Origin of the sequence: Sodalis sp. RH22, from assembly GCF_047324165.1 — a bacterium.
Lineage (GTDB): Bacteria > Pseudomonadota > Gammaproteobacteria > Enterobacterales > Enterobacteriaceae > Acerihabitans.
This window is the reverse complement of record NZ_CP178731.1, coordinates 4,853,111-4,878,786: the sequence shown is the minus strand read 5'-3', so window position 1 is coordinate 4,878,786 and position 25,676 is coordinate 4,853,111. Positions and strand designations below refer to the sequence as shown.

21 protein-coding genes and 1 other RNA gene are annotated in these 25,676 nt (G+C 61.0%); 6 read left to right on the top strand and 16 right to left on the bottom strand.

The genetic code is table 11. The features are described from left to right. Positions 1–156: 156 nt before the first annotated feature. From gcvP to ACL2XN_RS22150, 7 genes are all read right to left on the bottom strand, one after another. A complete protein-coding gene (gene gcvP, locus ACL2XN_RS22180; RefSeq protein WP_413729485.1) occupies positions 157–3,021 on the bottom strand; it encodes an aminomethyl-transferring glycine dehydrogenase in 2,865 nt (954 codons plus the stop codon). A 140-nt stretch (positions 3,022–3,161) separates the two neighbouring features. Continuing rightward, positions 3,162–3,554, bottom strand: a complete 393-nt coding sequence (gene gcvH / locus ACL2XN_RS22175) for a glycine cleavage system protein GcvH (protein ID WP_410013598.1) — start codon at positions 3,552–3,554, stop codon at positions 3,162–3,164. A gap of 26 nt (positions 3,555–3,580) precedes the next feature. Next, complete coding sequence (gene gcvT, locus ACL2XN_RS22170; RefSeq protein ID WP_413721417.1) at positions 3,581–4,678, bottom strand: glycine cleavage system aminomethyltransferase GcvT; 1,098 nt, start codon at positions 4,676–4,678, stop codon at positions 3,581–3,583. A gap of 355 nt (positions 4,679–5,033) precedes the next feature. Continuing rightward, the gene (gene ubiI, locus ACL2XN_RS22165; RefSeq protein WP_413729484.1) at positions 5,034–6,248 is read right to left on the bottom strand and encodes an FAD-dependent 2-octaprenylphenol hydroxylase; all 1,215 of its coding nucleotides are present in this window, start codon (positions 6,246–6,248) and stop codon (positions 5,034–5,036) included. Between the two features lie 43 nt (positions 6,249–6,291). Next, positions 6,292–7,470: a 2-octaprenyl-6-methoxyphenyl hydroxylase gene (gene ubiH, locus ACL2XN_RS22160; protein WP_413729483.1), complete on the bottom strand. Its 1,179-nt coding sequence runs from the start codon at positions 7,468–7,470 to the stop codon at positions 6,292–6,294. 3 nt (positions 7,471–7,473) lie between these two features. Then, positions 7,474–8,787: a Xaa-Pro aminopeptidase gene (gene pepP, locus ACL2XN_RS22155; protein ID WP_410013594.1), complete on the bottom strand. Its 1,314-nt coding sequence runs from the start codon at positions 8,785–8,787 to the stop codon at positions 7,474–7,476. A gap of 62 nt (positions 8,788–8,849) precedes the next feature. Continuing rightward, complete coding sequence (locus ACL2XN_RS22150) at positions 8,850–9,431, bottom strand: YecA family protein (RefSeq protein WP_410013593.1); 582 nt, start codon at positions 9,429–9,431, stop codon at positions 8,850–8,852. A 213-nt stretch (positions 9,432–9,644) separates the two neighbouring features. On the opposite strand from ACL2XN_RS22150, the gene zapA reads away from it, so the two are divergent. From zapA to ACL2XN_RS22135, 3 genes are all read left to right on the top strand, one after another. Continuing rightward, positions 9,645–9,974: a cell division protein ZapA gene (gene zapA / locus ACL2XN_RS22145; RefSeq protein ID WP_410013592.1), complete on the top strand. Its 330-nt coding sequence runs from the start codon at positions 9,645–9,647 to the stop codon at positions 9,972–9,974. Positions 9,975–10,014: 40 nt separating this feature from the next. Continuing rightward, a non-coding RNA gene (gene ssrS, locus ACL2XN_RS22140) (6S RNA) lies at positions 10,015–10,198 on the top strand. A 227-nt stretch (positions 10,199–10,425) separates the two neighbouring features. Beyond that, positions 10,426–11,025 carry a 5-formyltetrahydrofolate cyclo-ligase gene (locus ACL2XN_RS22135; RefSeq protein WP_413729482.1) on the top strand — a complete coding sequence of 200 codons (600 nt, stop codon included), beginning with the start codon at positions 10,426–10,428 and terminating at the stop codon, positions 11,023–11,025. 130 nt (positions 11,026–11,155) lie between these two features. Here ACL2XN_RS22135 and serA read toward each other — a convergent pair whose 3' ends face one another. After that, complete coding sequence (serA, locus tag ACL2XN_RS22130; RefSeq protein ID WP_413721421.1) at positions 11,156–12,388, bottom strand: phosphoglycerate dehydrogenase; 1,233 nt, start codon at positions 12,386–12,388, stop codon at positions 11,156–11,158. A 315-nt stretch (positions 12,389–12,703) separates the two neighbouring features. Beyond that, entirely contained in the window at positions 12,704–13,360 is a 657-nt protein-coding gene (rpiA, locus tag ACL2XN_RS22125) for a ribose-5-phosphate isomerase RpiA (protein WP_410013589.1), read from the bottom strand. 216 nt (positions 13,361–13,576) lie between these two features. Here rpiA and ACL2XN_RS22120 point away from each other — a divergent pair, with 216 nt between their 5' ends. Then, the gene (locus ACL2XN_RS22120; RefSeq protein ID WP_410013588.1) at positions 13,577–14,470 is read left to right on the top strand and encodes a LysR family transcriptional regulator ArgP; all 894 of its coding nucleotides are present in this window, start codon (positions 13,577–13,579) and stop codon (positions 14,468–14,470) included. A 55-nt stretch (positions 14,471–14,525) separates the two neighbouring features. Here the strand turns inward: ACL2XN_RS22120 and ACL2XN_RS22115 are convergent, their stop codons facing one another. The 5 genes from ACL2XN_RS22115 to pgk form a co-directional block, all read right to left on the bottom strand. Further along, the gene (locus ACL2XN_RS22115; protein ID WP_413729480.1) at positions 14,526–15,251 is read right to left on the bottom strand and encodes an oxidative stress defense protein; all 726 of its coding nucleotides are present in this window, start codon (positions 15,249–15,251) and stop codon (positions 14,526–14,528) included. Positions 15,252–15,442: 191 nt separating this feature from the next. Beyond that, complete coding sequence (locus ACL2XN_RS22110; RefSeq protein WP_413723493.1) at positions 15,443–16,072, bottom strand: LysE family transporter; 630 nt, start codon at positions 16,070–16,072, stop codon at positions 15,443–15,445. A 204-nt stretch (positions 16,073–16,276) separates the two neighbouring features. Next, positions 16,277–17,194: a small-conductance mechanosensitive channel MscS gene (mscS, locus tag ACL2XN_RS22105; protein ID WP_410013586.1), complete on the bottom strand. Its 918-nt coding sequence runs from the start codon at positions 17,192–17,194 to the stop codon at positions 16,277–16,279. Between the two features lie 203 nt (positions 17,195–17,397). Continuing rightward, entirely contained in the window at positions 17,398–18,474 is a 1,077-nt protein-coding gene (gene fbaA, locus ACL2XN_RS22100) for a class II fructose-bisphosphate aldolase (RefSeq protein WP_410013585.1), read from the bottom strand. 116 nt (positions 18,475–18,590) lie between these two features. Continuing rightward, positions 18,591–19,754 (bottom strand): phosphoglycerate kinase, encoded by a 1,164-nt coding sequence (gene pgk / locus ACL2XN_RS22095; protein ID WP_410013584.1) that lies wholly within the window; start codon positions 19,752–19,754, stop codon positions 18,591–18,593. Positions 19,755–20,809: 1,055 nt separating this feature from the next. Here pgk and ACL2XN_RS22090 point away from each other — a divergent pair. Beyond that, positions 20,810–21,568 carry an SDR family oxidoreductase gene (locus ACL2XN_RS22090; protein ID WP_413721422.1) on the top strand — a complete coding sequence of 253 codons (759 nt, stop codon included), beginning with the start codon at positions 20,810–20,812 and terminating at the stop codon, positions 21,566–21,568. Between the two features lie 109 nt (positions 21,569–21,677). Here ACL2XN_RS22090 and tkt read toward each other — a convergent pair whose 3' ends face one another. Then, on the bottom strand, positions 21,678–23,672 hold the full coding sequence (gene tkt, locus ACL2XN_RS22085; protein WP_413721423.1) for a transketolase: 1,995 nt from the start codon (positions 23,670–23,672) through the stop codon (positions 21,678–21,680). A gap of 261 nt (positions 23,673–23,933) precedes the next feature. Here tkt and ACL2XN_RS22080 point away from each other — a divergent pair, with 261 nt between their 5' ends. After that, entirely contained in the window at positions 23,934–24,695 is a 762-nt protein-coding gene (locus ACL2XN_RS22080; protein ID WP_413729479.1) for a M48 family metallopeptidase, read from the top strand. A 60-nt stretch (positions 24,696–24,755) separates the two neighbouring features. Here ACL2XN_RS22080 and speB read toward each other — a convergent pair whose 3' ends face one another. Continuing rightward, positions 24,756–25,676: an agmatinase gene (gene speB, locus ACL2XN_RS22075; protein WP_413729478.1), complete on the bottom strand. Its 921-nt coding sequence runs from the start codon at positions 25,674–25,676 to the stop codon at positions 24,756–24,758.

The following is a 25,676-nucleotide window of genomic DNA, read 5'->3' as shown; positions in this document are numbered from 1 at the left end:
GGGGCAGGCGGGGTAAAACAGCGGCAATGGGCGTCAGCGCGGGAGCGATCGCCGCCCGGGCCGGGCTACCCAGCAGCGGCGGCAAAGTCCGCGCCCCTGCCCGCTGCGGCGCGATACCGGCGCGGACGGGGGAGCGGGGACAGCGCCGGTCAGCGCCTATTGATAATCGTCGATCGGCACGCAGGAGCAGAATAAATTGCGATCGCCGTACACATCATCCAGGCGTTTTACGCTCGGCCAGTATTTATTGCCGAAGCCCGCGGGAAATGCCGCGGTTTCCCGGCTGTAGGGATGGGACCACGCGCCCGCCAGCTCGCGCTCGATATGGGGCGCGTTGACCAGCGGATTGTCCGCCAGCGGCCATTCGCCGCTGCCCACCCGGTCGATTTCACCGCGGATGGCCAGCATCGCGTCGATAAAGCGATCCAGTTCCACCTGGCTTTCGGATTCGGTGGGCTCGACCATCAGCGTTCCCGCCACCGGGAAAGACATGGTGGGGGCGTGGAAACCGTAATCGATCAGGCGCTTGGCGATATCCATCTCGCTGATGCCGGTCGCTTCCTTCAGCGGCCGGATGTCCAGGATGCATTCATGGGCGACGCGGCCGTCGCGCCCGGTATACAGCACCGGAAACGCGGACTGCAACCGGCTGGCGATATAGTTGGCGTTCAGGATCGCCACCTGGCTGGCCTGCTTGAGTCCCTGGGCCCCCATCATGCGGATATACATCCAGCTGATCGGCAGGATCGAGGCGCTGCCGAACGGGGCGGCGGATACCGCGCCCTGGCGCGTCAGCACGCCGTCGATATGTACTACGGCATGCCCCGGCACAAACGGCGCCAGATGCGCTTTCACGCCGATGGGGCCCATGCCCGGGCCGCCGCCGCCGTGGGGAATGCAGAAGGTTTTATGCAGGTTCAGGTGCGAAACGTCGGCGCCGATAAAGCCCGGCGAGGTGATGCCGACCTGCGCGTTCATATTGGCGCCGTCCAGATACACCTGGCCGCCGAACTGGTGCACGATTTGGCAGACTTCGCGGATGGTCTCTTCGTATACGCCGTGGGTCGACGGGTAGGTCACCATGATGCATGACAACTGATCGCCGGCCTGTTCGGCTTTCCGGCGCAAATCGTGTAAATCGATATTGCCGTTTTTATCGCAGGCCACCACAGTGACCGACATGCCGGCCATCTGGGCGGACGCCGGGTTGGTGCCGTGGGCGGAGCTGGGGATCAGGCAGATACGGCGGTTGCCCTCGTTGCGGCTCTCATGATAGCGGCGTATGGCCAGCATGCCGGCGTATTCTCCCTGCGCGCCCGAATTGGGCTGCATGCACAGCGCGTCATAGCCGGTAAGCTGCACCAGCCAGCGGGAGAGCTGGGCGATCATCTGCTGGTAGCCGGCCGCCTGCCCGACGGGACAAAACGGATGCAGCTCGGCGAACTCCGGCCAGGTGATGGGGATCATCTCGGCGGCGGCGTTCAGCTTCATGGTGCAGGAGCCGAGCGGGATCATCGACTGGTTAAGCGCCAGATCCTTGCGTTCCAGCTGATGCATATAACGCATCATATCCGTTTCGCTGTGGTAACGGTTAAACACCGGATGCGTCAGGATGGGCGTGGCGCGCAGCAGATCCGCCGGGATGACGTCCCCGACCGCGCGGTCAAGGGCATCGATATCCAGCACGGCGTCGCCGCCGGTCACCACGCCGTACAGCGCGGCAAGGTCGTCGCGGCCGGTGGTTTCATCAAGCGTTATCCCCACCGCCCCGTCCAGGTCGGCGCGCAGGTTAATGCCGCGGGCCAGCGCGCGGCTTATCACCGCGTCTTTATCCGCCACATTGACGGTGAGGGTATCGAACCACCGGGCATGGCGCAGCGTCAGTCCCGCCGCCGTCAGGCCGGAAGCTAGGATGGCGGTCAGGCGATGGATGCGCGCGGCGATGCGTTTCAATCCTTCCGGACCGTGGTAGACCGCGTACAGGCCGGCGATATTGGCCAGCAGTACCTGCGAGGTGCAGATATTGGAGTTGGCCTTTTCGCGGCGGATATGCTGCTCGCGGGTTTGCATCGCCATGCGCAGGGCGGTACTGCCGGCCGCGTCGCGGGACACGCCGATAATACGTCCCGGCATGGAGCGCTTGACGTCGTCACGGGCGGCGAAAAACGCCGCGTGCGGGCCGCCGTAGCCCATGGGCACGCCGAAACGCTGGGAAGAGCCGAACACCACGTCGGCCCCCTGCGCGCCCGGCGCCGCCAGCAGTACCAGCGCCATCATATCGGCCGCCACGCAGCTGATGATGTGACGGGTTTTCAGTTCGGCCAGCAGCGCGCGGTAATCATGCAGTTCGCCGGTGGTGCCCGTCTGTTGCAGCAACACGCCGAAAACACCCTGCTGTTCCAGCGCGCGCGGGGCCGGGCCGGTGATCACCTCGAAACCGAAGGTCTCGGCGCGGGTGCGCACCACGTCCAGCGTTTGCGGATGGACATCGTCGGCGACAAAAAACACGTTGGCCTGTTTGAGCTTGCTGGCGCGCTTGGCCAGCGCCATGGCTTCCGCCGCCGCCGTGGCTTCATCCAGCAGCGAGGCGGAGGCGATATCCAGCCCGGTCAGGTCGAGGGTCAGTTGCTGGAAATTCAGCAAGGCCTCAAGGCGCCCCTGGGCGACCTCCGGCTGGTAAGGCGTATAGGCGGTGTACCAGCCCGGGTTTTCCAGCATGTTGCGCAGGATCACAGGCGGGGTGACCACCGCGCTGTAGCCCATGCCGATATAGGTTTTAAAACGCTGGTTAAGACCCGCCATGGCCTTGAGCTCCGCCAGCGCCTGGGATTCCGTGGCCGCATCGCCGACCGCCGGAGGCGCCGGCAGCTGGATGTCGGCCGGGACGATGTGGCCAATCAACGCGTCGAGCGTCGCGGCGCCGATAGCCGACAGCATGTGCGCCTGCTGCTGCGCGCTGGGGCCGATATGACGCTTGATAAAAGCGTCATGGTGTTCAAGCTGGCTGAGAGTCTGGGTCATAAACAACAATTCCTGCATCGGGCATGGGACGGGGAAAGGCAACGTGCTCGGCAGGGACAGGGGCCGGTGTGGCGACGCCCTGTCCCGCCTGTTGGCCCCGGATGGCTAATTAACCGTGCGGGGCCGGGTCTCGGTGGCGGTTATTCGTCTTCGTCAAGCGTGGCCTCATAGGCCTCGGCGTCAAGCAATCCGGCGACCTCGCTTTCGTCGTCGGCCTTGATCTGGAACAACCAGCCCTCGGTGTAGGGCGCGCTGTTCACCAGTTCCGGCGACGCTTCCAGCTCTTCGTTCACCGCCACGATCTCGCCGCCGATGGGCGCATAGATATCCGAGGCGGCTTTCACTGATTCGGCTACCGCGCAATCGTCGCTGGCGGCGAAGGATGTGCCGACGTCCGGCAGGTCGAGAAACACCATATCGCCCAGCAGTTCCTGGGCATGTTCGGTAATGCCGACGGTATACACGCCGTTACCTTCGTTGCGCACCCATTCGTGGGAGGGGGTATATTTTAGTTCTTGCGGCACATTGCTCATTGCCTTCCTCACTCTTGCAAAGTTAATTATTGAACGACCGGTTTACCGGCGCGTACAAAACCAGGTTTGGTGACCTTAACCGGCATTTCGCGGTTACGGATTAATACAATGGCGTGCTCGCCGATACCGGCGGGCACGCGGGCCAGGGCAATGCTGAAACCCAGGGTGGGCGAGAACGAACCGCTGGTTATCACGCCCGTTTTCATATTACCGTCGGCGTCGGTAAAGTGTACCGTCAGGTCGTTGCGCAGCACACCTTTTTCCGTCATCACCAGGCCGACCAGTTGGTCGGTGCCGGCGCGGCGCTGGGCTTCAAGCGCCTCGCGGCCGATAAAATCCCGATCCTCGGGCTGCCAGGCGATGGTCCAGCCCATGTTGGCCGCCAGGGGAGAAATACGCTCATCCATTTCCTGGCCGTACAGGTTCATGCCGGCTTCCAGGCGCAGCGTATCGCGCGCGCCCAGGCCGCAGGGTTTGACGCCCGCCGCCAGCAGTTTGCGCCAGAAGGACTCCGCCTCGGTTTTCGGCAGCGCAATTTCAAATCCCGCCTCGCCGGTATACCCGGTGGTGGCGATAAATAAATCCTCCGACTGCACGCCGAAGAACGGTTTCATCCCGGCCACCGCCGCCTGCTGCGCGGGGGTAAACAGCGTGCGCGCTTTCTCCTGCGCCCGCGGGCCCTGTACGGCAATCAGCGCCAGGTCGTCGCGTACCCGTACCGACACACCGTAGGGGGCCGCGTGGTCGGTCACCCAGGTGACGTCTTTGTCGCGGGTGGCGGAATTCACCACCAGGCGAAAATAAGTCTCTTCGAGGAAATAGACGATCAGATCGTCGATAACGCCGCCTGAGGCGTTCAGCATGCCGCTATAGAGCGCCTTGCCGGGCACGGTGAGCTTGGCCACGTCGTTCGCCAGCAGGTAGCGCAGGTATTCGCGGGTGCGCGGACCCGTTAAATCGATAATGGTCATATGGGACACATCAAACATGCCCGCGTCGCGGCGCACCTGGTGATGCTCCTCCAGCTGGGAGCCATAGTGCAGCGGCATCATCCAGCCATGGAAGTCCACCATTTTCGCGCCGCACGCTATGTGCTGTTCATACAACGATGTCAGCTGGGCCATCTCGTCCTCTTTGTCGTCAAATCAGGAGCTGTAAAATTGAATTTTACGCCGCGACGCCCACAGCGAATCCGGCGGCGCAAACGATACCTTTTGCCAGAAGTTACCACTGAATCCCGGGGGAAACCATAAATTAAATTATCCTGCGGCCAGGGCGGCGCAGGCGGAGGGGATAGGCATGAATCAGCATGTTATGTTGGCAAAGTGGCGAATACGGCGCACAAACAATAAATGCCGGCCGTCAAAAGCAAAATATGATAACAAAAAACCCTGACTTTGGTCAGGGGCAAAGACTTTATTCCCGATATCGGATTAGAAAATATAATGCAAAATAGCGGGTTAAATTAGTTTATTTCAGTCAAACCGCGCCCGGTTCCAGCCATGCGGGCAGATCGTTTAACCCCATGGCCTGGCGGATGAGCCGGGGTTTGACCCCGGGTACCGTATCGGCCAGGCGCAGTCCCGCGTCGCGCACCCATTTTTTCAGCGGGTTATTGCCGTCGAACAACTGGCGGAACCCCTGCATGCCGGCCAGCATCACGGCGGCGCTATGCTTGCGACGGCGCTCATAGCGCCGCAGGTAGGGATGATGGCCGATATCCTTGCCGGCCTGCTGCAGCCGGCGCAGCTCCGACAGCAGTTCCGCCACGTCCATAAAACCGAGATTTACCCCCTGCCCGGCCAGCGGATGGACCGTATGCGCCGCGTCGCCCACCAGCACCAGGCGGTGGGCGGCGAAATCCCGCGCATAGCGGGCGGTCAGGGGGAAGGTTAACCGTTCGCTTTGCAATTCGCATAACCCCAGCGCCAGGTTGAAGTGCGCAGCCAGCTGCGCGTTAAATCCGGCCGGCGCCTGTTCCTGGAGCGACTGCGCCCTCTCGGGCGGCAGGGACCAGACGATGGAGCAAAGATGCGGATCGCTCAGCGGCAGGAACGCCAGGATGCCGTCGCCGTGAAACGCCTGGCGCGCAATGCCGCCGTGCGGATGTTCGGTACGCACGGTGGCCACCAGTGCGTGATGCTGGTAATCCCAGAAGGTCAGCGGAATATCGGCGTAGCGGCGCAGCCAGGAGTTGGCGCCGTCCGCGCCCACCACCAGCCGGGCGGTCAGCATGCCGCCGTCGTCGAGGGTGATAAACGCTTCGTTCTCGCCCCAGGCAATCTGGCGCGGCGCGCGCGGGCACAGCAGCGTCACGTCGGACAGCTGCCCGGCCCGGCGCCACAGCGCCTGGTGGATAACCGGGTTCTCGACGATATGGCCCAGATGGGCGTAGCCCAGCTGTTTACCGTCAAAGGCGATATTGCCGAAGCCATCGTTGTCCCAGACCTGCATGCCCTGATAGGGATTGGCGCGCAGCGCGACGATATCGTCCCAGACCTGCAGGTGTTCCAGCAGGCGCTGGCTGGCGGCGTTGATGGCCGATACCCGCAGCGCGGGGTTATCGGCCGGCGGCACCGGCTCCGGCGCCTGTTGTTCCAGCACGGCCACGCGCATGCCGCTGCCCTGGAGTCCACAGGCCAGCGCCAGGCCGACCATGCCGCCGCCGTTGATGACCACGTCAAATGCTTGCATAACTGTAATATCCTTTTAAAGACCGGGAACCAGCGTAAGGGTGCTAACGCGCCACCCAGCCCAGGGTTTGCCGCGCCAGCGCGTCGCGCAGCCCCGGCGAAGCGGCCATGGCGGCAAGACCCAGGTTACGCGCCACCACCAGCGGCGGATGCCGGTTGGCAAACAAATGTATCAGGCCGTCGGTAATGCCGACCGTGCGGTCCTTATCGGGCAGACGGCGCTGCTGATAGCGCTGCAGGGTGGCGTAGGCGCCCGGGTCCTCGCCCCGCGCCAGGGCTTCGGCCAGGGTTTCCGCCAGGGTCATCACGTCACGCAAGCCCAGGTTGAACCCCTGGCCGGCAATAGGATGCAGGGTTTGCGCCGCGTTGCCCACCAGCGCCAGCCGATGGCTTACCTGGCGCGTGGCGGTGCGCAGCTGCAGCGGGTAACACTGCCGCTGCCCGCAGGCGGTAATACGCCCGAGCCGCCAGCCGAAGGCGGCTTGCAGCGCGTCGATAAACCGGCTTTCGCTCCAGCCGGTGATTTCCTGGCGCATGGACTGCGGCAGGCACCACACCAGCGCGCTGCGCCCCTGCGACATGGGCAGCATGGCCAGCGGCCCATGTTCGGTAAAACGCTCATAAGCCCGGCCCTGATGCGCCTCAGCGGTGGTGACATTGGCGATAATCGCCAGTTGCCCATAGTCCTCCTGGCGCCACTGCATATGGCAATGGCGCGCCGCCTGCGAGTGCGAACCGTCCGCCGCCACCAGCAGCGAGCCGGTCAGCTCCGTCCCGTTGTCAAGCCGCGCCAGGATATCGTCCTGGCGGCGGGTAATATCCGTAAGCGTCGCGGGGCAGTGCAGCCTTACCCCCGGCGCCTGGCGCAGCAGGGCAAATAAACGCTGCCCGGCGTCGTGCAGCTCCACCACATAACCCAGCGCGGGCACGCGGTAGTCGCGCGCGGACAGCGAGACTTTACCCGGATAGCCGCTATCGCTGACCTCGACACGGGTGATGGGCGTGGCGCAGGACATCAGCGAAGGCCAGACACCGATGGCGGTTAATTGCTGGCTGGTGCCCTGGGCCAGGGCGATGGCGCGGGCGTCATAACCGGGATGGCGCCGGCTTTCCGGCGCGGCCGCTTCCACTAAATCGATCTCCAGCCGCCCGCCGGTCAGGCGGGACAAGGCCAGCGCCAGGGTGGCGCCGGCCATGCCGCCGCCGATAATGATCACCGACATAGGCTAGCGCGCCGCCGCCATCAGCGCTTCGATGGCATCCGGGTCCTTGACCACCGATGCGGTGAGGTTGTCGTTGCCCTGTTCGGTGATAACGATATTGTCCTCGATGCGGATGCCGATGCCGCGATATTGCGGCGGCACATCCGCGTCCGCGGCTATATAAATGCCCGGCTCGATGGTCAGCACCATGCCCGGCTCCAGGGTCCTGCCCCGCTCCGGGGTGCCGTAGTCGCCGACGTCGTGCACATCCAGCCCCAGCCAATGGCTTAAGCCGTGCATAAAGAACTGCCGATGGGCCTGGGCGGCGATAAGCCCGTCCACGTCGCCCTTCATTACGCCCAGCGCCACCAGCCCGGAGACCATAACCCGCACCGCCTGTTCATTGACTTCGCGGATACTGGTGCCCGGCCGGTACAACGCCAGGGATTTCTCCAGCATCGCCAGCACTATGTCGTACACCGCCCGCTGCTCGGGGCTGAACTTGCCGTTCACCGGGAAGGTGCGGGTGATATCGCCGGCATACCCCTGGTATTCACAGCCGGCGTCGATAAGCACCAGATCGCCGTCGCGCATCTGCGCCTCGTTTTCGGTGTAGTGCAGAATACAGCCGTTTTCGCCGCTGCCGACGATGGTATTGTAGGAAGGATAGCGGGCGCCGTGCCGGTTGAATTCATGCAGGATTTCGCCTTCCAGCTGGTATTCATACTGCCCCGGACGACAGGCCCGCATGGCGCGGGTATGCCCGAGCGCGGTGATTTCGCCGGCGCGGCGCATGACCGCCAGCTCCTCCGCCGATTTAACCAGCCTGAAATCGTGCACCCAGGGGCGCCAGTCGGTAAGCGTGGCGGGCGCGCGCAAATGCTGACGGTAGCCGCGGCGCAGGGTATCGAGGGCGTTAAACACCAGGGTATCGGCAAAGGCGTATTGTCCCTGGGCGTGATAGACCACATCCAGTCCGTTCAGCAGCAGGTGCAACTGATGATTGATTTCGTCCCACGGCAAGGCCCGGTCCACGGCAAGTCTGGCCGGGGCGGCCTCCTGGCCCAGGCGGCGGCCGAACCAGGTCTCGGCGCCGGGATCGCGCACCCGGTTGAACAGCACGCTGTGCGAATGGGTCGCGTCGCTTTTGATAAGCACCAGCGCCGCCTCCGGTTCGTTGAACCCGGTGAAATACCAGAAGTCGCTATTCTGGCGATAGGGATATTCACTGTCGGCGCTGCGCGTCGCCTCCGGCGCCGCAAAAATGACGGCGGCGCTGGCCGGAGCCATGTTGGCCAACAATGCCTGCCGGCGGCGTAAAAATTCTTGTGATGTCATCACTCTCTCCTGCCTTGCCATACTCTCAACAATTCAACGGGCGGTGCTGCCGGTTGCGGCGATCAGTGCAGCGTCGGCTTTGGCTTTTCCAGCGGGCCGGCGTGCTCCGAGCGGGTAAATCCATTATGGCAAAGAATGGCGGCCATACGCACGTATTCAACGACTTCCTCCAGCGACTGCGCCAGCTCTTCCTGATCTTCATCTTCGTCATAGCCGAGCTGGCCGATATTGCGCAGATCGTCGATGGCTTCCTTTAGCTCGCCCTTGATTTTATCCAGCTGCGGCTGCATCACGCCCAGCCCCAACAGGAAATGATTTACCCAGCCGGCCAGCGCGTCCACGCGCTCGAATACCGTGGCGCGGTCGTCGTCGGGCAGCAGCAGCTGAAACATAAACTCCTCGTCGTCCAGGGTTTGCGCGGTGGCTTCGTGCAGCTGGCGCAGCGGGTCGGCCAGGGTCTGGGAAAAGGCCATGCCCTCGTTGGTCAGCTCGTGCACCAGCGTCTGCCAACTGTGATCCTTGTTGCCGCCGCACAGCATGCCGCTTATCAAACCATGCATTTCCGCCGGCGTCAGCGCCACGGCCTGTTGGTTAAGCAGTTGGGTCAGGTTATCGTAGTCGGGAAAGGTATTTTGTATAGACATGCGCTTTCATCGTCGTTGGCAGGATAAGTTCGTGTTATGCTACCACCAAGGTCCGTAGCTATACCAGAAAGGGCGTGTATCTTCTGTTTTATATGGATTCTTCTGTTTGATATAGCGCATGGATATAGAGTATAGTTGCGCCCGCCCTGTGCTCCCGCAATGGTGAAACGGGAGTGGCCTGGCGTCGGCGCGGTAACAAAGCAGGAAGGTGGTATGTCCGCACAACCGGTAGATATTCAAATTTTTGGCCGCACGTTAAGGGTAAATTGCCCGCCGGAACAACAAGAAGCGTTGAACCAGGCGGCGGAAGATCTTAATCAGCGGTTGCAAGATCTCAAAGTTCGCACTAGAGTCACCAATACAGAACAGCTTGTTTTTATCGCGGCACTGAACGTATGCCACGAACTGGCGCAGGAAAGAGTTAAAACCCGTGATTACGCCGCCAACATGGAACAGCGGATCCGGTTACTGCAGCAGACGATTGAGCAGGCACTGGTAGAACAGGGCCGTATCTCCGAGCGACCAGGCACGCAGTTCGAGTAACGATAGCCGCCGGGAAAATCCCGCGGAACAGGAATACAAAATTTCTCTGAGGTGTTCGCCAGCGGGCCCGTCCCCTGAGCCGATAATTTTTACCACAAGAATGTGGCGATCTGTAACTGGTGCGCAAGCTCGGTTCGTCCGAGAAGCCTTAAGGTTATAACGCTGCGTTCACCTTGAACCATGGGTTCAAGGGTTACAGCCTGCGGCGGCATCTCGGAGATCCCTTTATAGCGTAGCGTCGGTTTGCATCAGCAGCGGACGCGCGCGTCAGCGGCGCGGCTTGGTACGGCTCTCGGCACGGCGTATCAGGCTTCCCCCCTGCCACACTCTATTCCCCGACAGCGCTTTTTCAGACCCGATTTCTTTATCCGCGTACGTTATGACATCCCCCCGGACCGTCTTTATGACATACTTTATTACCTTCTTTTTCCGGTATAGCGCGTAATCAGCCATGACCCAGTCGCCCGAAACGTCCCTGCAGCGGCAAAGCCTCCGCAACCATATCCGCCGGCAACGCCGCCGGCTCACCCCGGGCCAACAGGCCGCTGCGGCCGCGGCGCTGGTCAAAACCCTGCTGGCCGACCCGCGGGTTACCGCGGCCGGCAGCCTGGCGCTGTTTTTATCGTTTGACGGCGAGCTGGATACCCGGCCGCTTATTGAGGCGCTTTGGCAACGCGACCAGCGCGTCTATTTGCCGGTGCTGCACCCTTTCAGCCCGGGCCACCTGTTGTTCCTGCGCTACAGGCCCGATACGCCGCTGGTGCTGAACCGCCTGCATATCAGCGAGCCGCGGCTGGACGTGACCCAGCTCTTGCCGGCGCGGCATCTCGATATCCTGTTTACCCCGCTGGTGGCCTTTGATGCCCGGGGCCAGCGCCTGGGCATGGGCGGCGGCTTTTACGATCGCACCCTGCGGCACTGGCGGCGCGGCGCCGGCTTCTACCCCATCGGGCTGGCCCACGATTGCCAGCAGGTGGACGCCATACCGGCGGAGCCCTGGGATATCCCGTTGCCGGAAATTGTTACCCCGTCGCGGCACTGGCGCTGGTAAACCGCCGGGGACGGATGGCAGCCCTTGGCCCGGTGGTGTACCCGGCGTGCACGGTAAGTTGGCGGTACCCATAAAAAAACCCCGGCTCGCTAAGCCGGGGCTGGGGTCGACCACGTCAGGCGCGCAGCTATCAGTACAGCAGGCGGGCGCGGATAGTGCCGGGTATCGCCTTCAGCAGCTGTAGGGCGGTATTTTCGGTATCGGTTTCCACATCAATGACCACATAACCGATTTCGGGCGTGGTTTGCAGATACTGGGCGGCGATATTGATGCTTTGCTCGGCAAAAATCTGGTTGATGCGGGTCAGGATCCCGGGACGGTTTTCATGGATATGCAGTAAACGGCTGACGTTATCGCCATGTTCCGGCAGCGAGACTTCCGGGAAATTGACCGCCGACAGGGTCGAACCGTTATCGGAGTATTTGGCCAGTTTGCCCGCCACTTCCACGCCGATATTTTCCTGCGCTTCCTCGGTGGATCCGCCGATATGCGGCGTCAGGATCACATTATCGAATTCACACAGCGGCGAGTTGAACGGATCGCTGTTGGTGGCGGGCTCTTCCGGGAACACGTCCACGGCGGCGCCGGCGATATGTTTACTGGCCAGGGCGTCGCACAGGGCCGGGATATCCACCACCGTACCGCGCGAGGCGTTGATAAACAGCGACCCCGGCTTCATATGGCCGAATTCTTCCTTGCCCATCATATTGCGGGTGGACTGGGTATCCGGCACATGCAGGGAGACCACGTCGCACATACCCAGCAGCTCAGGCAGCGAATCCACCTGGCGCGCGTTGCCCAGGGACAGTTTGCTCTCGATATCGTAATAGAACACCTGCATCCCCAGGCCTTCCGCCAGGATACTCAGCTGGGTGCCGATATGGCCGTAACCGATGATGCCCAGTTTCTTGCCGCGCGCTTCATAGCTGCCGCTCGCCTGCTTGTTCCACTGGCCGCGGTGCGCTTTGGCGTTGGCCTCCGGGACGCCGCGTATCATCAGCAGCATTTCGCCGAGCACCAATTCCGCCACGGAGCGGGTATTGGAAAAAGGCGCATTGAATACCGGCACGCCTTTTTTCAGCGCGGCTTTCAGATCGACCTGATTGGTGCCGATACAAAAGCAGCCGACGGCAACGAGTTTTTCCGCCGCGGCAAAGATGTCTTCCGTCAGGTGGGTACGGGATCGGATGCCGATAAAGTGCGCGTCGCGCACGGAGGCTTTCAGTGCCGCGGAATCCAGCGCGCCCTTATGGTATTCAATATTGGTATAACCGGCGCGTTTCAGGTTATCCACCGCGCTGGGGTGAACACCTTCGACCAACAGAAACTTAATCTTATCTTTTTCCAGCGATACTTTTGCCATTTCCCGACCCTTTTTGAGACTTCAGATGCGACTGCAACACACAGCACCCGGACAAAATAACAAAAATTACCGTGGCGGCAACAGGGCCGTTTATCCTTAAGACAGCATAAGACGCAGCCATAAGCGATTGCTATGGATAAATCCTCTGGTCTGGTGGAGAAGCGTCATATATATAGCAGGCCGATGGCATAAATGTGACATTTATCACTGAATTTCGCCTGCGGCGATAAAAGATGCTATGTAAACAAAATTAACATCCACCGCCGCCGGCGTGGAAAGCCGGCGGCGGCGCCGGGCGGTGGTAAAACCGGCCTGTTACTCGATAACCTGAACGCCCCCGGCGGTGCCGATCAGCGCCACATCCGCGCCGCGCCGGGCAAACAGGCCCACGGTCACCACGCCGGGCAGGCTGTTGATTTTGTCTTCCAGGGCCACCGCGTCCAGGATGCGCAGGTTGCGCACGTCCAGGATAATATTGCCGTTATCGGTTACCACGCCCTGGCGGTACTCCGGCAATCCGCCCAGTTTCACCAGCTCGCGCGCCACATAGGCGCGCGCCATCGGGATCACTTCCACCGGCAGGGGAAAATTGCCCAGGACGTCCACCCGTTTGGATCCATCGACGATACAGATAAATTTACGCGCGACCGCCGCGATGATTTTTTCGCGCGTCAGGGCCGCCCCGCCGCCTTTGATCATCTGCATCTGGCCGTTGATTTCATCGGCGCCGTCGACATAGATGTCCAGCACGTCGACGCTGTTGAGATCCAGCAGCGGGATACCGAGGCTCTTCAGCTTGGCCGAAGAAGCGTCCGAACTGGAGACCGCCCCTTCGATTTGATTCCTGATGCTGCCCAGGGCATCGATAAAATGCGCGGCGGTGGACCCGGTGCCGACGCCGACGATCGTGCCCGGTTTCACATACTTCAATGCCGACCAGCCCACCGCCTTTTTCAGTTCATCCTGCGTCATAAATAATTAAGCCTTGGCTACGGAAAGTGGGCGGTATTATAAAACAATATCATCGCCGATGGCGTGAATTCCGCCACAACCCGCCGCATCCCGGATGCCCGCGCCTGACACGGCTAAAATTTTGCGTCCGCAACCGGGTCAATCTATGGCATAGTGAAAACCGGTGACCAAAAAGTACCTATTGATGCACAGAGATATCGACGCAGGGGATAAAGAATGAAACGCCCGGACTATCGGACGCTGCAGGCGCTTGACGCCGTGATACGGGAACGGGGTTTTGAACGCGCCGCGCAAAAATTATGTATCACCCAATCCGCGGTATCGCAGCGCATAAAACAACTGGAAAACCTGTTTGGCCAGCCGCTGCTGGTGCGTACCATTCCCCCACGGCCCACCGAGCAAGGGCAAAAGCTGCTGGCCTTGCTGCATCAGGTGGAATTGCTGGAGGACGAATGGCTGGGCACCGATAACGGCAGCGACACGCCGCTGCTGCTGTCGCTGGCGGTGAATGCCGACAGCCTGGCGACCTGGCTGCTGCCGGCGCTGAAACCGGTGCTGACCGATTCGCCTATCCGCCTTAATTTACAGGTGGAAGATGAAACGCGTACCCAGGAAAGGCTAAGGCGCGGCGAAGTGGTGGGCGCGGTCAGTATCCAGCCCCAGCCGCTGCCGAGCTGCTTGGTGGATCAACTGGGCGCCCTGGATTATCTGTTCGTGGCATCCCAGCCTTTTGCCGATCGTTATTTCCCCCACGGCGTGACGCGCAGCGCGCTGCTGAAAGCGCCGGCGGTGGCGTTTGACCATCTGGACGATATGCACCAGGCGTTTTTGCAGCAGAACTTTGACCTGCCGCCGGGCAGCGTGCCCTGCCATATCGTCAACTCATCGGAAGCCTTCGTGCAGCTGGCGCGCCAGGGCACGACCTGCTGCATGATCCCGCATCTGCAAATCGAACGGGAGCTGGCGACGGGCGAACTGATAGACCTGACGCCGGGCCTGTACCAGCGCCGCATGCTGTTCTGGCATCGGTTTGCGCCGGAAAGCCGCATGATGCGCAAAGTGACCGATGCCCTGCTCTCCCATGGCCGGCAGGTCTTGCGCCAGGCCTGAGGGCCGCACAGCGCCGGCGCGCCCCGCAGTGGGACGCATCGGCCACACCCGCCGCCTAGGGCTGGCGTTGCAGCTCGAACACGACATCCACCTGATCGTCAAAATGGATCGCCTGCTGGACATAGGTCTGGGCCGCATCGGTCTGCGACATGGCCTCGTTGGTCTTAAACATCCGCGCCACCGGCACCGGCTGGTAGTTCGCCACATGGTAACGGATGCTGAAAATCGGCCCCAGGGTAGCTTTAAAGCCTTCCGCCAGCGAACGGGCCTGGGAAGTGGCGTTTTCAATCGCCTTGTTGCGCGCCTGATCGCGGTAGGCGTCCGGATTAGCCACGCCCAGCTCGACGGAGCGGATTTCATTCAGGCCGGATTTCAGCGCGCCGTCCAGCAGTTCATTGAGCTTGTCAAGCTGGCGCAGCGTGACCTGCACCTGGCGCACGGCGCGATAGCCTTTCAGCACCGATTCCCCGGTCTTTAAAAAATCATATTCCGGCTGAGTGCGCAGGTTTGCGGCGTCGATATCTTTATTTTCAATGCCGTTTTTATTCAGAAAATCAAAATATTGCGCCACGCGCGCGTCCACCTGTTTTTTGGCGTCGGCGGCGTCTTTCGAGGAAATCGACACTTCGATGGTCAGGGTGGCGATATCCGGCGTCGCCTCGACGCTTGACGTGCCGGAGGTGATCACATGCGGCCCGGCGGGAAGCTCGGCGGCCAGCGCCTGGGTCGTAAACGATCCTAATCCCAACAGGGTGGTTAACAGCAATGCTTTGACCTTCATGACGTCTCCTGTGCGGCAAAATGCGCTGAATATAAATGAAAATACCGCCTATGATTGCGCATTTTCATCTAAAAACAACGCCCTTTGCGCTTATTTACCGTTACGTGATTATCGGCACCCAGCATAATCGTTGCCGTTGCGTTAAAATATAGGATAAGTTCTCAATCTCATGCAGCGCCACGCCCCGGGCACTACACCGGCTGCGCGGTAAACATCTGCCAGGCCTGGCGCGCCAGTTGCAGCGCCACCAGCCACATCACCACGCCGACGAATAACTGGATCCCGCGCTGCACCCGGCCGCGGTTAAGCCAGGGGGCCAGACGCGCCGACAGCATGGCCAGGCCGTAGAACCATACCAGGGACGCGCCGATGGTGCCGCCGGCGAACCAGCGCCGCGCCGCCGGCTCCAGTTGCCCGCCGATACTGCCCAGCACCACCAGCGTATCCAGGTAAACGTGGGGATTAAGCCAGGTCACCGCCAGCATGGTAAGAATAATGCGCCGCCGCGACGGGCGGAAGGCCTCGCCCGGGACACCGGCGCGGTCGGCCCCTTCCCCGCGCCAGGCGTTTTTCAGCGCGCAAAAGCCATACACCGCCAAAAACGCCACCCCCGCCAGGGTCACGCCCTGCAACAATATGGGCGACTGCGACAGCAGCGCGCTGCTGCCAAAAACGCCGGCGATAATCAGCGCCATATCGCTTAACAGGCACAAAGTGGCGATCAGCAAATGATATTGCCGCCGTATGCCCTGGTTCATCACCAGGATATTCTGCGGCCCAAGGGGCACAATGGTCGCCATGCCCAACGCAAAACCCTGCATAAAAATAACCCACACGTCGCTCACCGCCTGCTGCCAATAAAAAGTAGCGCTAGTGTAATCAGAAGCGGATATCAGTTGAAATGGAATAAATTAATCTTGCATTAGCATTGCTTATAATCTGATCACCTGTGCGGCAGCGTGCAAGGCTGACCGCCGGCATGGCGTGACAACCCGCCGCGCCGGCGGGTTTAGCGGCAGGGCCTCTCAGGAGGGTTGCCGCGGCGCAGCCGGGGCCGCGGGCGAATGGCCGCCCTCGGCCGCCGCCTCGGATTTGGGCTTGGGCGCGCGATACATATGCACATCCATTTGCGGATAGGGAATGCCGATCTGGTGCTCGTCAAGGGCGCGTTTAAAGCTTTCCAGAAGGTCGAAGGTGGCGTTTTGCAGCGCATCCCGCGGTACCCAGGCGCGGACCATAAAATCGAGCGACGAGGCCCCCAGGGCGTTGAGGCGCACGGTAATACCCTTATCTTTCAGCACGCGGCTGTCGGCGGCGATAATATCGGTCAGCAGGCTTTTCACCTGTTCGATATCGGCGTCGTAGCTCACGCTGATAATCAAATCGATCAGCCGGTTGGGTTCCCGCGAGAAGTTGGTGATATTGCCGGACAGGATCTTGCTGTTGGGCACCACGATCATTTTGCCGTCGAAGGTGCGCAGCGTGGTGGAAAAGATCTGCACCACCAGCACGGTGCCGGCGGTGCCGGCGAAATCGACATACTCCCCGGCGCGAAAATGGCGGAAGGTCACCAGCAGCACGCCGGCGGCGAAATTGGACAGCGAGCCTTGCAGCGCCAGGCCTACCGCCAGGCCGGCGGCGCCGATAACCGCAATCACCGACGCGGTCTGCACGCCGATGCGCCCCAGGGCCGCGATAATGGTGAAAATGATGATGCCGTAACGGACAATGGCGGAGAGAAAGTCCGCCACGGTAATATCGATGTGGCGCGTTCTCATCAGTTTGTTGAGGGTGCGCGAAATGACGCCCGCAACCAGCATCCCGACGATCAGAATGATAATGGCGGCGACGATGTTCACCGCGTAATGGATTAATAATTGCTGGTTATTGACCAGCCAGCTGCCGGCGTCATTGATTTTATCGACTACGTTTAGATCTTCCATTTAGGTCATCCCACTCTGGTGTATTGCAAAAAAAAACCTGCCGGCGCTGACGTGCCGGCAACAACGGAGCCTTTTAAGCGTAACCAATAATCGGATGACTGCCAACGTCAGGTGGAAAAACGGCCGAAAATAATGCGCCTTATCATAACGTTAAAGGCCTCCACGCGGGAGGCCTTTAGAGAAGGGCAATGACGGCGGAAAAATTACAGCACGTCTATCGCATTCAATTCCTGAAACGCCAGTTCCAGGCGGGTAGCCATGGAGACCTGTCCGGCACGCAGCCAGGCACGCGGATCGTAGAATTTCTTGTTCGGTTTGTCGTCGCCTTCCGGGTTGCCCAGCTGGGTTTCCAGGTAGCCGGCATTCTTGTGGTAATACTTCAGGATACCTTCCCAGGTTGCCCATTGGGTATCGGTATCGATGTTCATTTTCACGACGCCGTAGCTCACCGCTTCTTTAATTTCTTCCGGAGTCGAGCCCGAGCCGCCGTGGAACACCAGGTTCAGGGAGTTAGCCGGCAGGCCGAATTTTTCCGAAACGAATTTCTGCGAGTTATCCAGAATTTTCGGGGTCAGCTTAACGTTGCCCGGTTTGTAAACACCATGCACATTGCCGAAGGCGGCGGCGATGGTGAAACGCGGGCTGATGGCGTTGAGCTTTTCATACGCGTAGGCCACGTCTTCCGGCTGGGTATACAGCGCGGAGTTATCCAGATGGCTGTTGTCCACGCCGTCTTCTTCACCACCGGTGCAGCCCAGTTCGATTTCCAGCGTCATGTCCAGCTTGGCCATGCGGGCCAGGTACTTGCCGCTGATTTCAATGTTTTCTTCCAGCGGCTCTTCGGACAGATCGATCATATGCGAGGAGAACAGCGGTTTGCCGGTGGCGGCGTAATGTTTTTCACCCGCGTCCAGCAGGCCGTCAAGCCAGGGCAGCAGTTTTTTGGCGCAATGGTCGGTATGCAGGATAACCGGCACGCCGTAATGCTCCGCCATATGATGGACATGCAGCGCGCCGGCGATAGCGCCGAGAACCGCGGCAGTCTGGCCTTCGACCTTCAGGCCTTTACCGGCGATAAAAGCCGCGCCGCCGTTGGAGAACTGAACGATAATCGGCGCGCGTACCTTCGCGGCGGCTTCCAGCGCGGCGTTAATGGAATCCGTGCCTACGCAGTTAACGGCGGGCAGGGCAAAGTGGTTTTCCTTCGCCACGGCAAATACTTTTTGTACGTCGTCACCGGTGATGACGCCTGGTTTTACAAAATCAAAAATCTTAGACATATTGCTTTGTCCTGTTCTGTAGGCCATTGATGGAGGGAATCAAATACCGTTGCCCTAGCCTGCATTCGCAACGATGTTTGCGGGCGCCGTGATGCCGCGCCCGGCTCGCTAATGCGTTATTGTTTTGCGCGCTCTTCAAGCATAACCACGGCCGGCAGTTTTTTGCCTTCCACGAACTCAAGGAACGCGCCGCCGCCGGTGGAAATATAAGAAATTTTGTCCGCTATGCCAAACAGGTCGATGGCGGCCAGGGTGTCGCCGCCGCCGGCGATGGAAAACGCGTCGCTGTCGGCAATGGCGTTGGCCACGATTTCGGTGCCTTTGCGAAAGTTAGGGAACTCGAACACGCCCACCGGGCCGTTCCACAAAATGGTCTTGGCTTTTTTCAGGATATCGGCCAGCTGCTGCGCGGACACATCGCCCAAATCCAGCACCTGCTCGTTGTCTTTGATCTCGCTGGCGGATTTCAGGGTGGCCGGCGCGGTTTCCGAGAATTCGGTGGCGACGCGGACATCGGTCGGGACCGGGATCTGGCAGGTCTGCAGCAGGCGCTTCGCTTCAGGAATCAAATCGGCTTCGTACAGGGATTTGCCCACGTTGTGGCCCTGGGCGGCGATAAAGGTATTGGCGATGCCGCCGCCGACAATCAGCTGATCGGCAATTTTGGACAGGGAGTCCAGCACGGTCAGTTTCGTCGACACCTTGGATCCGCCGACAATGGCCACCATCGGGCGCGCCGGGTTGCCAAGAGCCTTGCCCAGCGCTTCAAGTTCATTGGACAGCAGCGGGCCGGCGCAGGCGATAGGCGCGAATTTTCCCACGCCATGGGTAGAGGCCTGGGCGCGGTGCGCGGTGCCGAAGGCGTCCATGACATAGATATCGCACAGTGCGGCGTATTTTTTCGCCAGGGTTTCGTCGTCTTTCTTTTCGCCTTTGTTAAAGCGGACGTTTTCCAGCACCACCAGCTCGCCCGGCTTGATTTCCAGGCCATCCAGATAATCCTTGGCCAGACGTACCGGCGCGGACATATGTTCCTTCAGGTAATTCACTACCGGCAGCAAAGAAAACTCTTCGTTGTATTCGCCTTCGGTCGGACGACCAAGATGGGACGTCACCATGACGCTCGCGCCTTGTTTCAGGGCGGCTTCAATGGTGGGCAGGGACGCGCGGATGCGCGCGTCGGACGTGACTTTCCCGTCTTTAACCGGAACGTTCAGATCAGAACGGATAAGCACGCGTTTACCAGCCAGATCCAGATCGGTCATCTTAATTACAGCCATGGTGAACCCTCTTGTTGATTCTTGGAAAATTGCCTGAACGGCGGGAGGCGCATCGTCGCCCGCCGGCCGAGAAGCCGCTTACGGTCTGCGCCTGGCGGGAGAACCTCTCCATTGGCGCAGCCGTGTGTCTGTTTATTGTCTGCCCTTGTTTCATCACCGTTATTTTTTAACATACCGGCCTGGGGGAAACGTTGCGTCTCGTGCTCACGCGCCCCGTGGCAGGCCGCCGTCCGTCAGGACGGGCGAGGATAACGTTGAAATGCGGTCATGATTGTAGAGCATGTTATACAGTCAACTATACCACGAAATGCGTCCCATGCCGCTTTTTGCGATAATTCCGCGCCGGCCGGCGGCGGTCAAAATGAGCGCGCGGCCAGAAGCCACGCGGGTGATCACTGCCTGGGGCCCCGTGGTTGGCGGAGGCGGCGCTGATGAATAAAACCGCCGGCGCCACCGCCAACTGAAACGCTTCAGCTAGAATAATCAAAATTAGATAGCAGCGGAATAATTTTGCCAAATATGTGACGCAGATCCGTTTCCGCCGGTTAAAATGGTGTTTTTTTGTGCATTTGTCGGGGAAAAATTCAGATATTGACGATAAGGAATAACCACGTAATAATTGTTCGCGCAGTAGCCCGCACGGCGCTGTCGTAGGCGTTACCGTCATCCAACGCGTCCTTTGCCGAGAGGATCCCAGCAGGGAGTGTCTCGGGGTCACTAAAGGCGCTTTATCATGACATCATCCCCTTTTTTCGCATTCGTCCGCCTGTCTCGTACCGCTGTCTTGCCGGGGCATTCCCCCGCGATTACCCTGGCTCTGGCCTTTCCGGCGTTACTTGCCGTCACCGCCCCTTATTTCGCCCGATCGCCCGCGGTGCGTCATGATTCTATATTTGTTCCGGACAGTCGTGTTCAGTCCCTGGCCGCGCGGGCAACCCGCCATCACGCGGGGACGCGTTTGCGCCCCGGCCGTTCTCCGCCTCGCCATTTGCAGGGTGAGTCGGGAGGCGGTCAGACCATAAGCATACGATCACAATACAATACAGGAGCGACGAATGATGAAAATGACCGGCAACACTATCCTTATCACCGGCGGCACCAGCGGCATCGGCCGCGGGCTGGCCGATGCCTTCCACGACCTGGGCAATAAGGTCGTCGTCACGGGGCGCCGGCAGGCCCTGCTAGATGAAATCACGGCGGGCAGGCCCGGCATGGTCGGGATGTCCCTCGATCTTAACGATCCGGCCTCCTTGTCCCGCCTCGCCGGCGACGTGCGCGCGCGCTTTCCTGAGCTCAACGTGCTTATCGCCAACGCCGGTATCTCGCGGGCGGAGGACATGACCGCGGCCGGCTGGGATGTTTCCGACGCCCGGGACATCGTGGAAACCAATATCATGGGCGTGCTGCGCGTTACCGCCGCGTTTCTGCCGGTGCTGCAAGGGCGGCCGGACGCGGTCATCATGGCCACCAGTTCCAACCTAGCCTTCGTACCCCGCGCCGATTTCCCGACGTATTGCGCCAGCAAGGCCTTCCTGCACTCCTGGTTACAATCGCTGCGCCATCAGTTGCGCCATATTCCCATCGATGTGCTGGAACTGGCGCCGCCCTACGTACAGACCGGGCTCACGGGCGATCGGCAGGCTCGCGACCCGCGCGCGGTTCCGCTCGCGGCTTATGTAGCGGAGGTCATGCAATTGCTGGCCTCGGGGGATCACCCCGCAGGCGAAGTGCTGGTCGAGCGCGACAGGGCCCGGCGCTGGGCCGAGCGGGAGGGTCGCTACGACGCCACCTTTGCCGCCATGAACCCAGGCTGAAGACAGCGGGATAGCGGCGCGCCGGCGGGGGCTTAGCGCGCCCGCCGGCGCGCCAATAAAAAAGGCACCCGCAGGTGCCTTTAAGCGTCGTGGCGAGGAGGCCAGCAGGCTACGCCAACAGCGTGCGCGCCTTGTCCAGCACGTTTTCGGCGGTGAAGCCGAACAGGGTAAACAGCTCCTCCGCCGGCGCGGATTCGCCAAAGCTGGTCATGCCGACGACGGCACCGTTCAGGCCCACATACTTGTACCAGTAATCGGCAATGCCGGCCTCGATGGCCAGCCGCGCGCCCACCGCCTTCGGCAGCACCGCCTCACGGTACGCCGCGTCCTGCAGATCGAATACCTCCGGCGACGGCAGCGACACCACCCTCACCCGGCGGCCTTCGGCGCTTAGCGTTTCCCACGCCGACACGGCCAGCGACACTTCCGAACCGGTGGCGATAATCAGCAGCTCAGGCGTGCCGTCGCAGTGTTTCAGCACATAACCGCCGCGGGCGATATCGGCCAACTGCTGCGCGCTGCGCGGCTGCTGCGTCAGGTTCTGGCGCGAGAACACCAGGGTGCTCGGACCGGTGGCATGCTCCACCGCCTGCTGCCAGGCCACGGCGGATTCCACCTGATCGCACGGGCGCCAGGTGCGCATGTTCGGCGTCAGCCGCAGGCTCGCCAACTGCTCCACCGGCTGATGCGTCGGGCCATCTTCGCCCAGCCCGATGGAGTCATGGGTATACACGTAGATGGAGCGGATTTTCATCAGCGCCGCCATGCGCACCGCGTTGCGGGCATACTCCACGAACATCAGGAAGGTGGCGGTGTAGGGCACGAAGCCGCCGTGCACCGCGAGGCCGTTGGCGATCGCCGTCATGCCGAACTCGCGTACGCCGTAGTGAATATAATTACCCGCCTTATCGTCGCCCAGGGAGACGGATTTCGCCCAGAGCGTCAGGTTGCTCGGCGCCAGGTCGGCGGAACCGCCCAGCAGTTCCGGCAGATCCGGGCCAAAGGCGTCCAGGGCGTTCTGCGAGGCTTTACGGCTGGCGATATTGGCCGGGTTGGCCTGCAGTTTTTCGATATACGCCCGGCTCTTCGCCTGCCAGTCGGCGGGCAGGCGGCCTTCGGTGCGGCGGATGAATTCCGCCGCCAGCGCCGGGAAAGCGCTGCGGTAGGCGGCGAACTTATCGTTCCAGGCGGCTTCTTTGGCCGCGCCGGCTTCTTTGGCATCCCATTGGGCATAGATGTCCTGCGGGATCTCGAACGCCGGAGAGTTCCAGCCCAGTTGCACGCGCGTGGCGGCCACTTCCGCCTCGCCCAGCGGCGCGCCGTGCGCTTCATGGGAGCCGGCCTTGTTCGGCGAGCCAAAACCAATCACCGTCTTGCACATCAGCAGCGACGGCCGGTCGGTTACCGCGCGCGCCTCATCAATCGCCGCTTTCAACGCCGCGCTGTCGTGGCCGTCGACGCCGCGCACCACATGCCAGCCATAGGCTTCGAAACGCGAGGCGGTGTCGTCGCTGAACCAGCCTTCCACATGCCCGTCGATGGATATGCCGTTATCGTCGTAGAACGCCGTCAGCTTGCCGAGCTTCATGGTGCCGGCCAGCGAGCAGACCTCGTGGGAGATGCCTTCCATCATGCAGCCGTCGCCCATAAACACATAGGTATGGTGGTCGACGATGTCATGGCCCGGACGGTTAAACTGCGCCGCCAGGGTGCGCTCGGCTATCGCCATGCCCACCGCGTTGGCGATGCCTTGTCCCAGCGGCCCGGTGGTGGTCTCCACGCCGGCGGTGTAACCGTATTCCGGGTGGCCCGGGGTCTTGGAATGCAGCTGGCGGAAGTTCTTCAGCTCCTCGATGGGCAGGTTATAGCCGGTCAGGTGCAGCAGGCTGTAAAGCAGCATGGAGCCGTGACCGTTGGAGAGGATAAAGCGGTCGCGGTCGGCCCATTTGGGATTGGCGGGATTATGGTTGAGGTAGTCGCGCCACAGCACTTCGGCGATATCCGCCATGCCCATCGGGGCGCCGGGGTGGCCGGATTTGGCTTTTTGCACCGCGTCCATGCTTAACGCGCGGATGGCGTTAGCCAGCTCTTTTCGGGATGTCATGAATTACTCCGTTTCGGATTGAATAGTGTCTCGTTGCCCAAGCCATCATAAAATCAATCACTTAACTTCAGAGACTGTGAAAATATCGATAAATGTACCCTAAAAAGGTCATAATTGTATATGCAGGAATGCGCGATAAATAGGGGATAATCCCCTGATCGTACGGCACGACGATGCGATGGAAAAAACATCATCATTCATGCCGTAAAATCTGTTAACAGACTCACAATTTTTCTTAATATCTTATGGGAAAACAAAATAATGACCCTCTCTGTACTGCCCTGGGCCGGCTTAAGCATTATCGCCATCACGCTGCTGAGCGGTTGTGAAAATCTCGACCAGAACACCCTGATGCAATCGGGCGGCCAGGCGTTTGTGGCGGCCACCCTGAGCGATAGCCAGGTCAAGGCGCTGAGCGCCGAATCCTGCGCGCAAATGGACCAGAAGGCGCAAATCACCCCCGCCGGCAGCCCCTACGCCCAGCGCCTGGCGACCGTTGCCGCCGCGCTGGGGGATAATATCGCCGGCACCCCGGCCGATTATAAGGTTTACCTGACCAAGGACGTCAACGCCTGGGCCATGGCCAATGGCTGCATCCGCGTCTACAGCGGCCTGATGGATCTGATGACGGATAATGAAGTCGAGGCGGTGGTCGGCCATGAAATGGGCCACGTCGCGCTGGGGCACAGCCGCAAGGCCATGCAGCTGGCCTATGCCACCACCGCGGCGCGCACCGCCGCGGCCTCGGTGGGCGGCGTCACGGCGGCGTTATCGCAATCGCAGCTGGGCGAGCTTGGGCAGGCGTTGATCGGCGCGCAGTTTTCCCAGCGCCAGGAAAGCGAAGCGGACGACTATTCCTTTGATTTGCTGAAAAAACGTCATATCGACCCGCAGGGGCTGGTGACCAGCTTTGAAAAGCTGGCCAGCATGGAAAAGGGGCAAGGCGGCAGTATGTTTGATTCCCATCCGACGTCGCAGGCGCGGGCGCAGCATATCCGCGATCGCATCGCGGCGGGCAAATAAAGGGCGGGATGGCCGCCCGGTCCGGCGCACCCCGGGGAGGGCGCGCCCGTCAGCGCGGATTTACCGCGGTTTTTTGGCCGCCTGGATATAGAGCATTTCCAGCGCCAGCGTGGCCGCCGCCAGGGCGGTGATTTGCGAATGATCGTAGGCCGGCGCCACTTCCACCAGATCCATGCCGACGATATTCAGGGGCTGCAGGCCGCGCAGCAGCTTCAGCGCCCGATCGGTGCTCAGGCCGCCGATCACCGGCGTGCCGGTGCCGGGCGCGAACGCCGGATCCAGGCAGTCGATATCAAAGGTCAGGTAAACCGGCAAATCGCCGACAATCTGCATGACCTGGGCCAGGATATCGTCGACGCTGCGATCGTTGACCTGCCCCGCGTCCAGCACCGTAAAGCCGTTATCGCGATCGTATTCGGTACGGATGCCGATCTGCACCGACCGGGTGGGATCGATCAGGCCTTCGTTGGGCGCATGGTAGAACATGGTGCCGTGATCGAACTTGCTGCCGTTGCTGTAGGTATCGGTATGGGCGTCGAAATGCACCAGCGCCATTTTGCCGAAATGCTTATGATGCGCGCGCAGCAAAGGCAGCGTGACGTAATGATCGCCGCCAAACGAGAGCAGGCGTTTGCCCGCCGCCAGTAAACGCTCCGCGTGCTGCTGGAGCTTATCGCTCAGATCCTGCGCATCGCCGAAATCAAACACCACGTCGCCGCAGTCGACCACCTTTAAACGCTGGCGCACGTCGAAGTCCCACGGCCAGCGGCAGCCTTCCCAGGCCAGGTTGGTGGAAACCTGGCGGATCGCCGCCGGGCCGTGACGGCCGCCGGAGCGGCCCGAGGTGGCCATATCGAAGGGAATGCCGGTAATCACCCAATCGGCATCGGCGTCATAGGGGTTGAATTCCAACGGCAAACGCAAAAAGCCAAAGGCATTGGAAACCAGGGAATTATCGTATTGATGGCCCAGGGTGCTCAT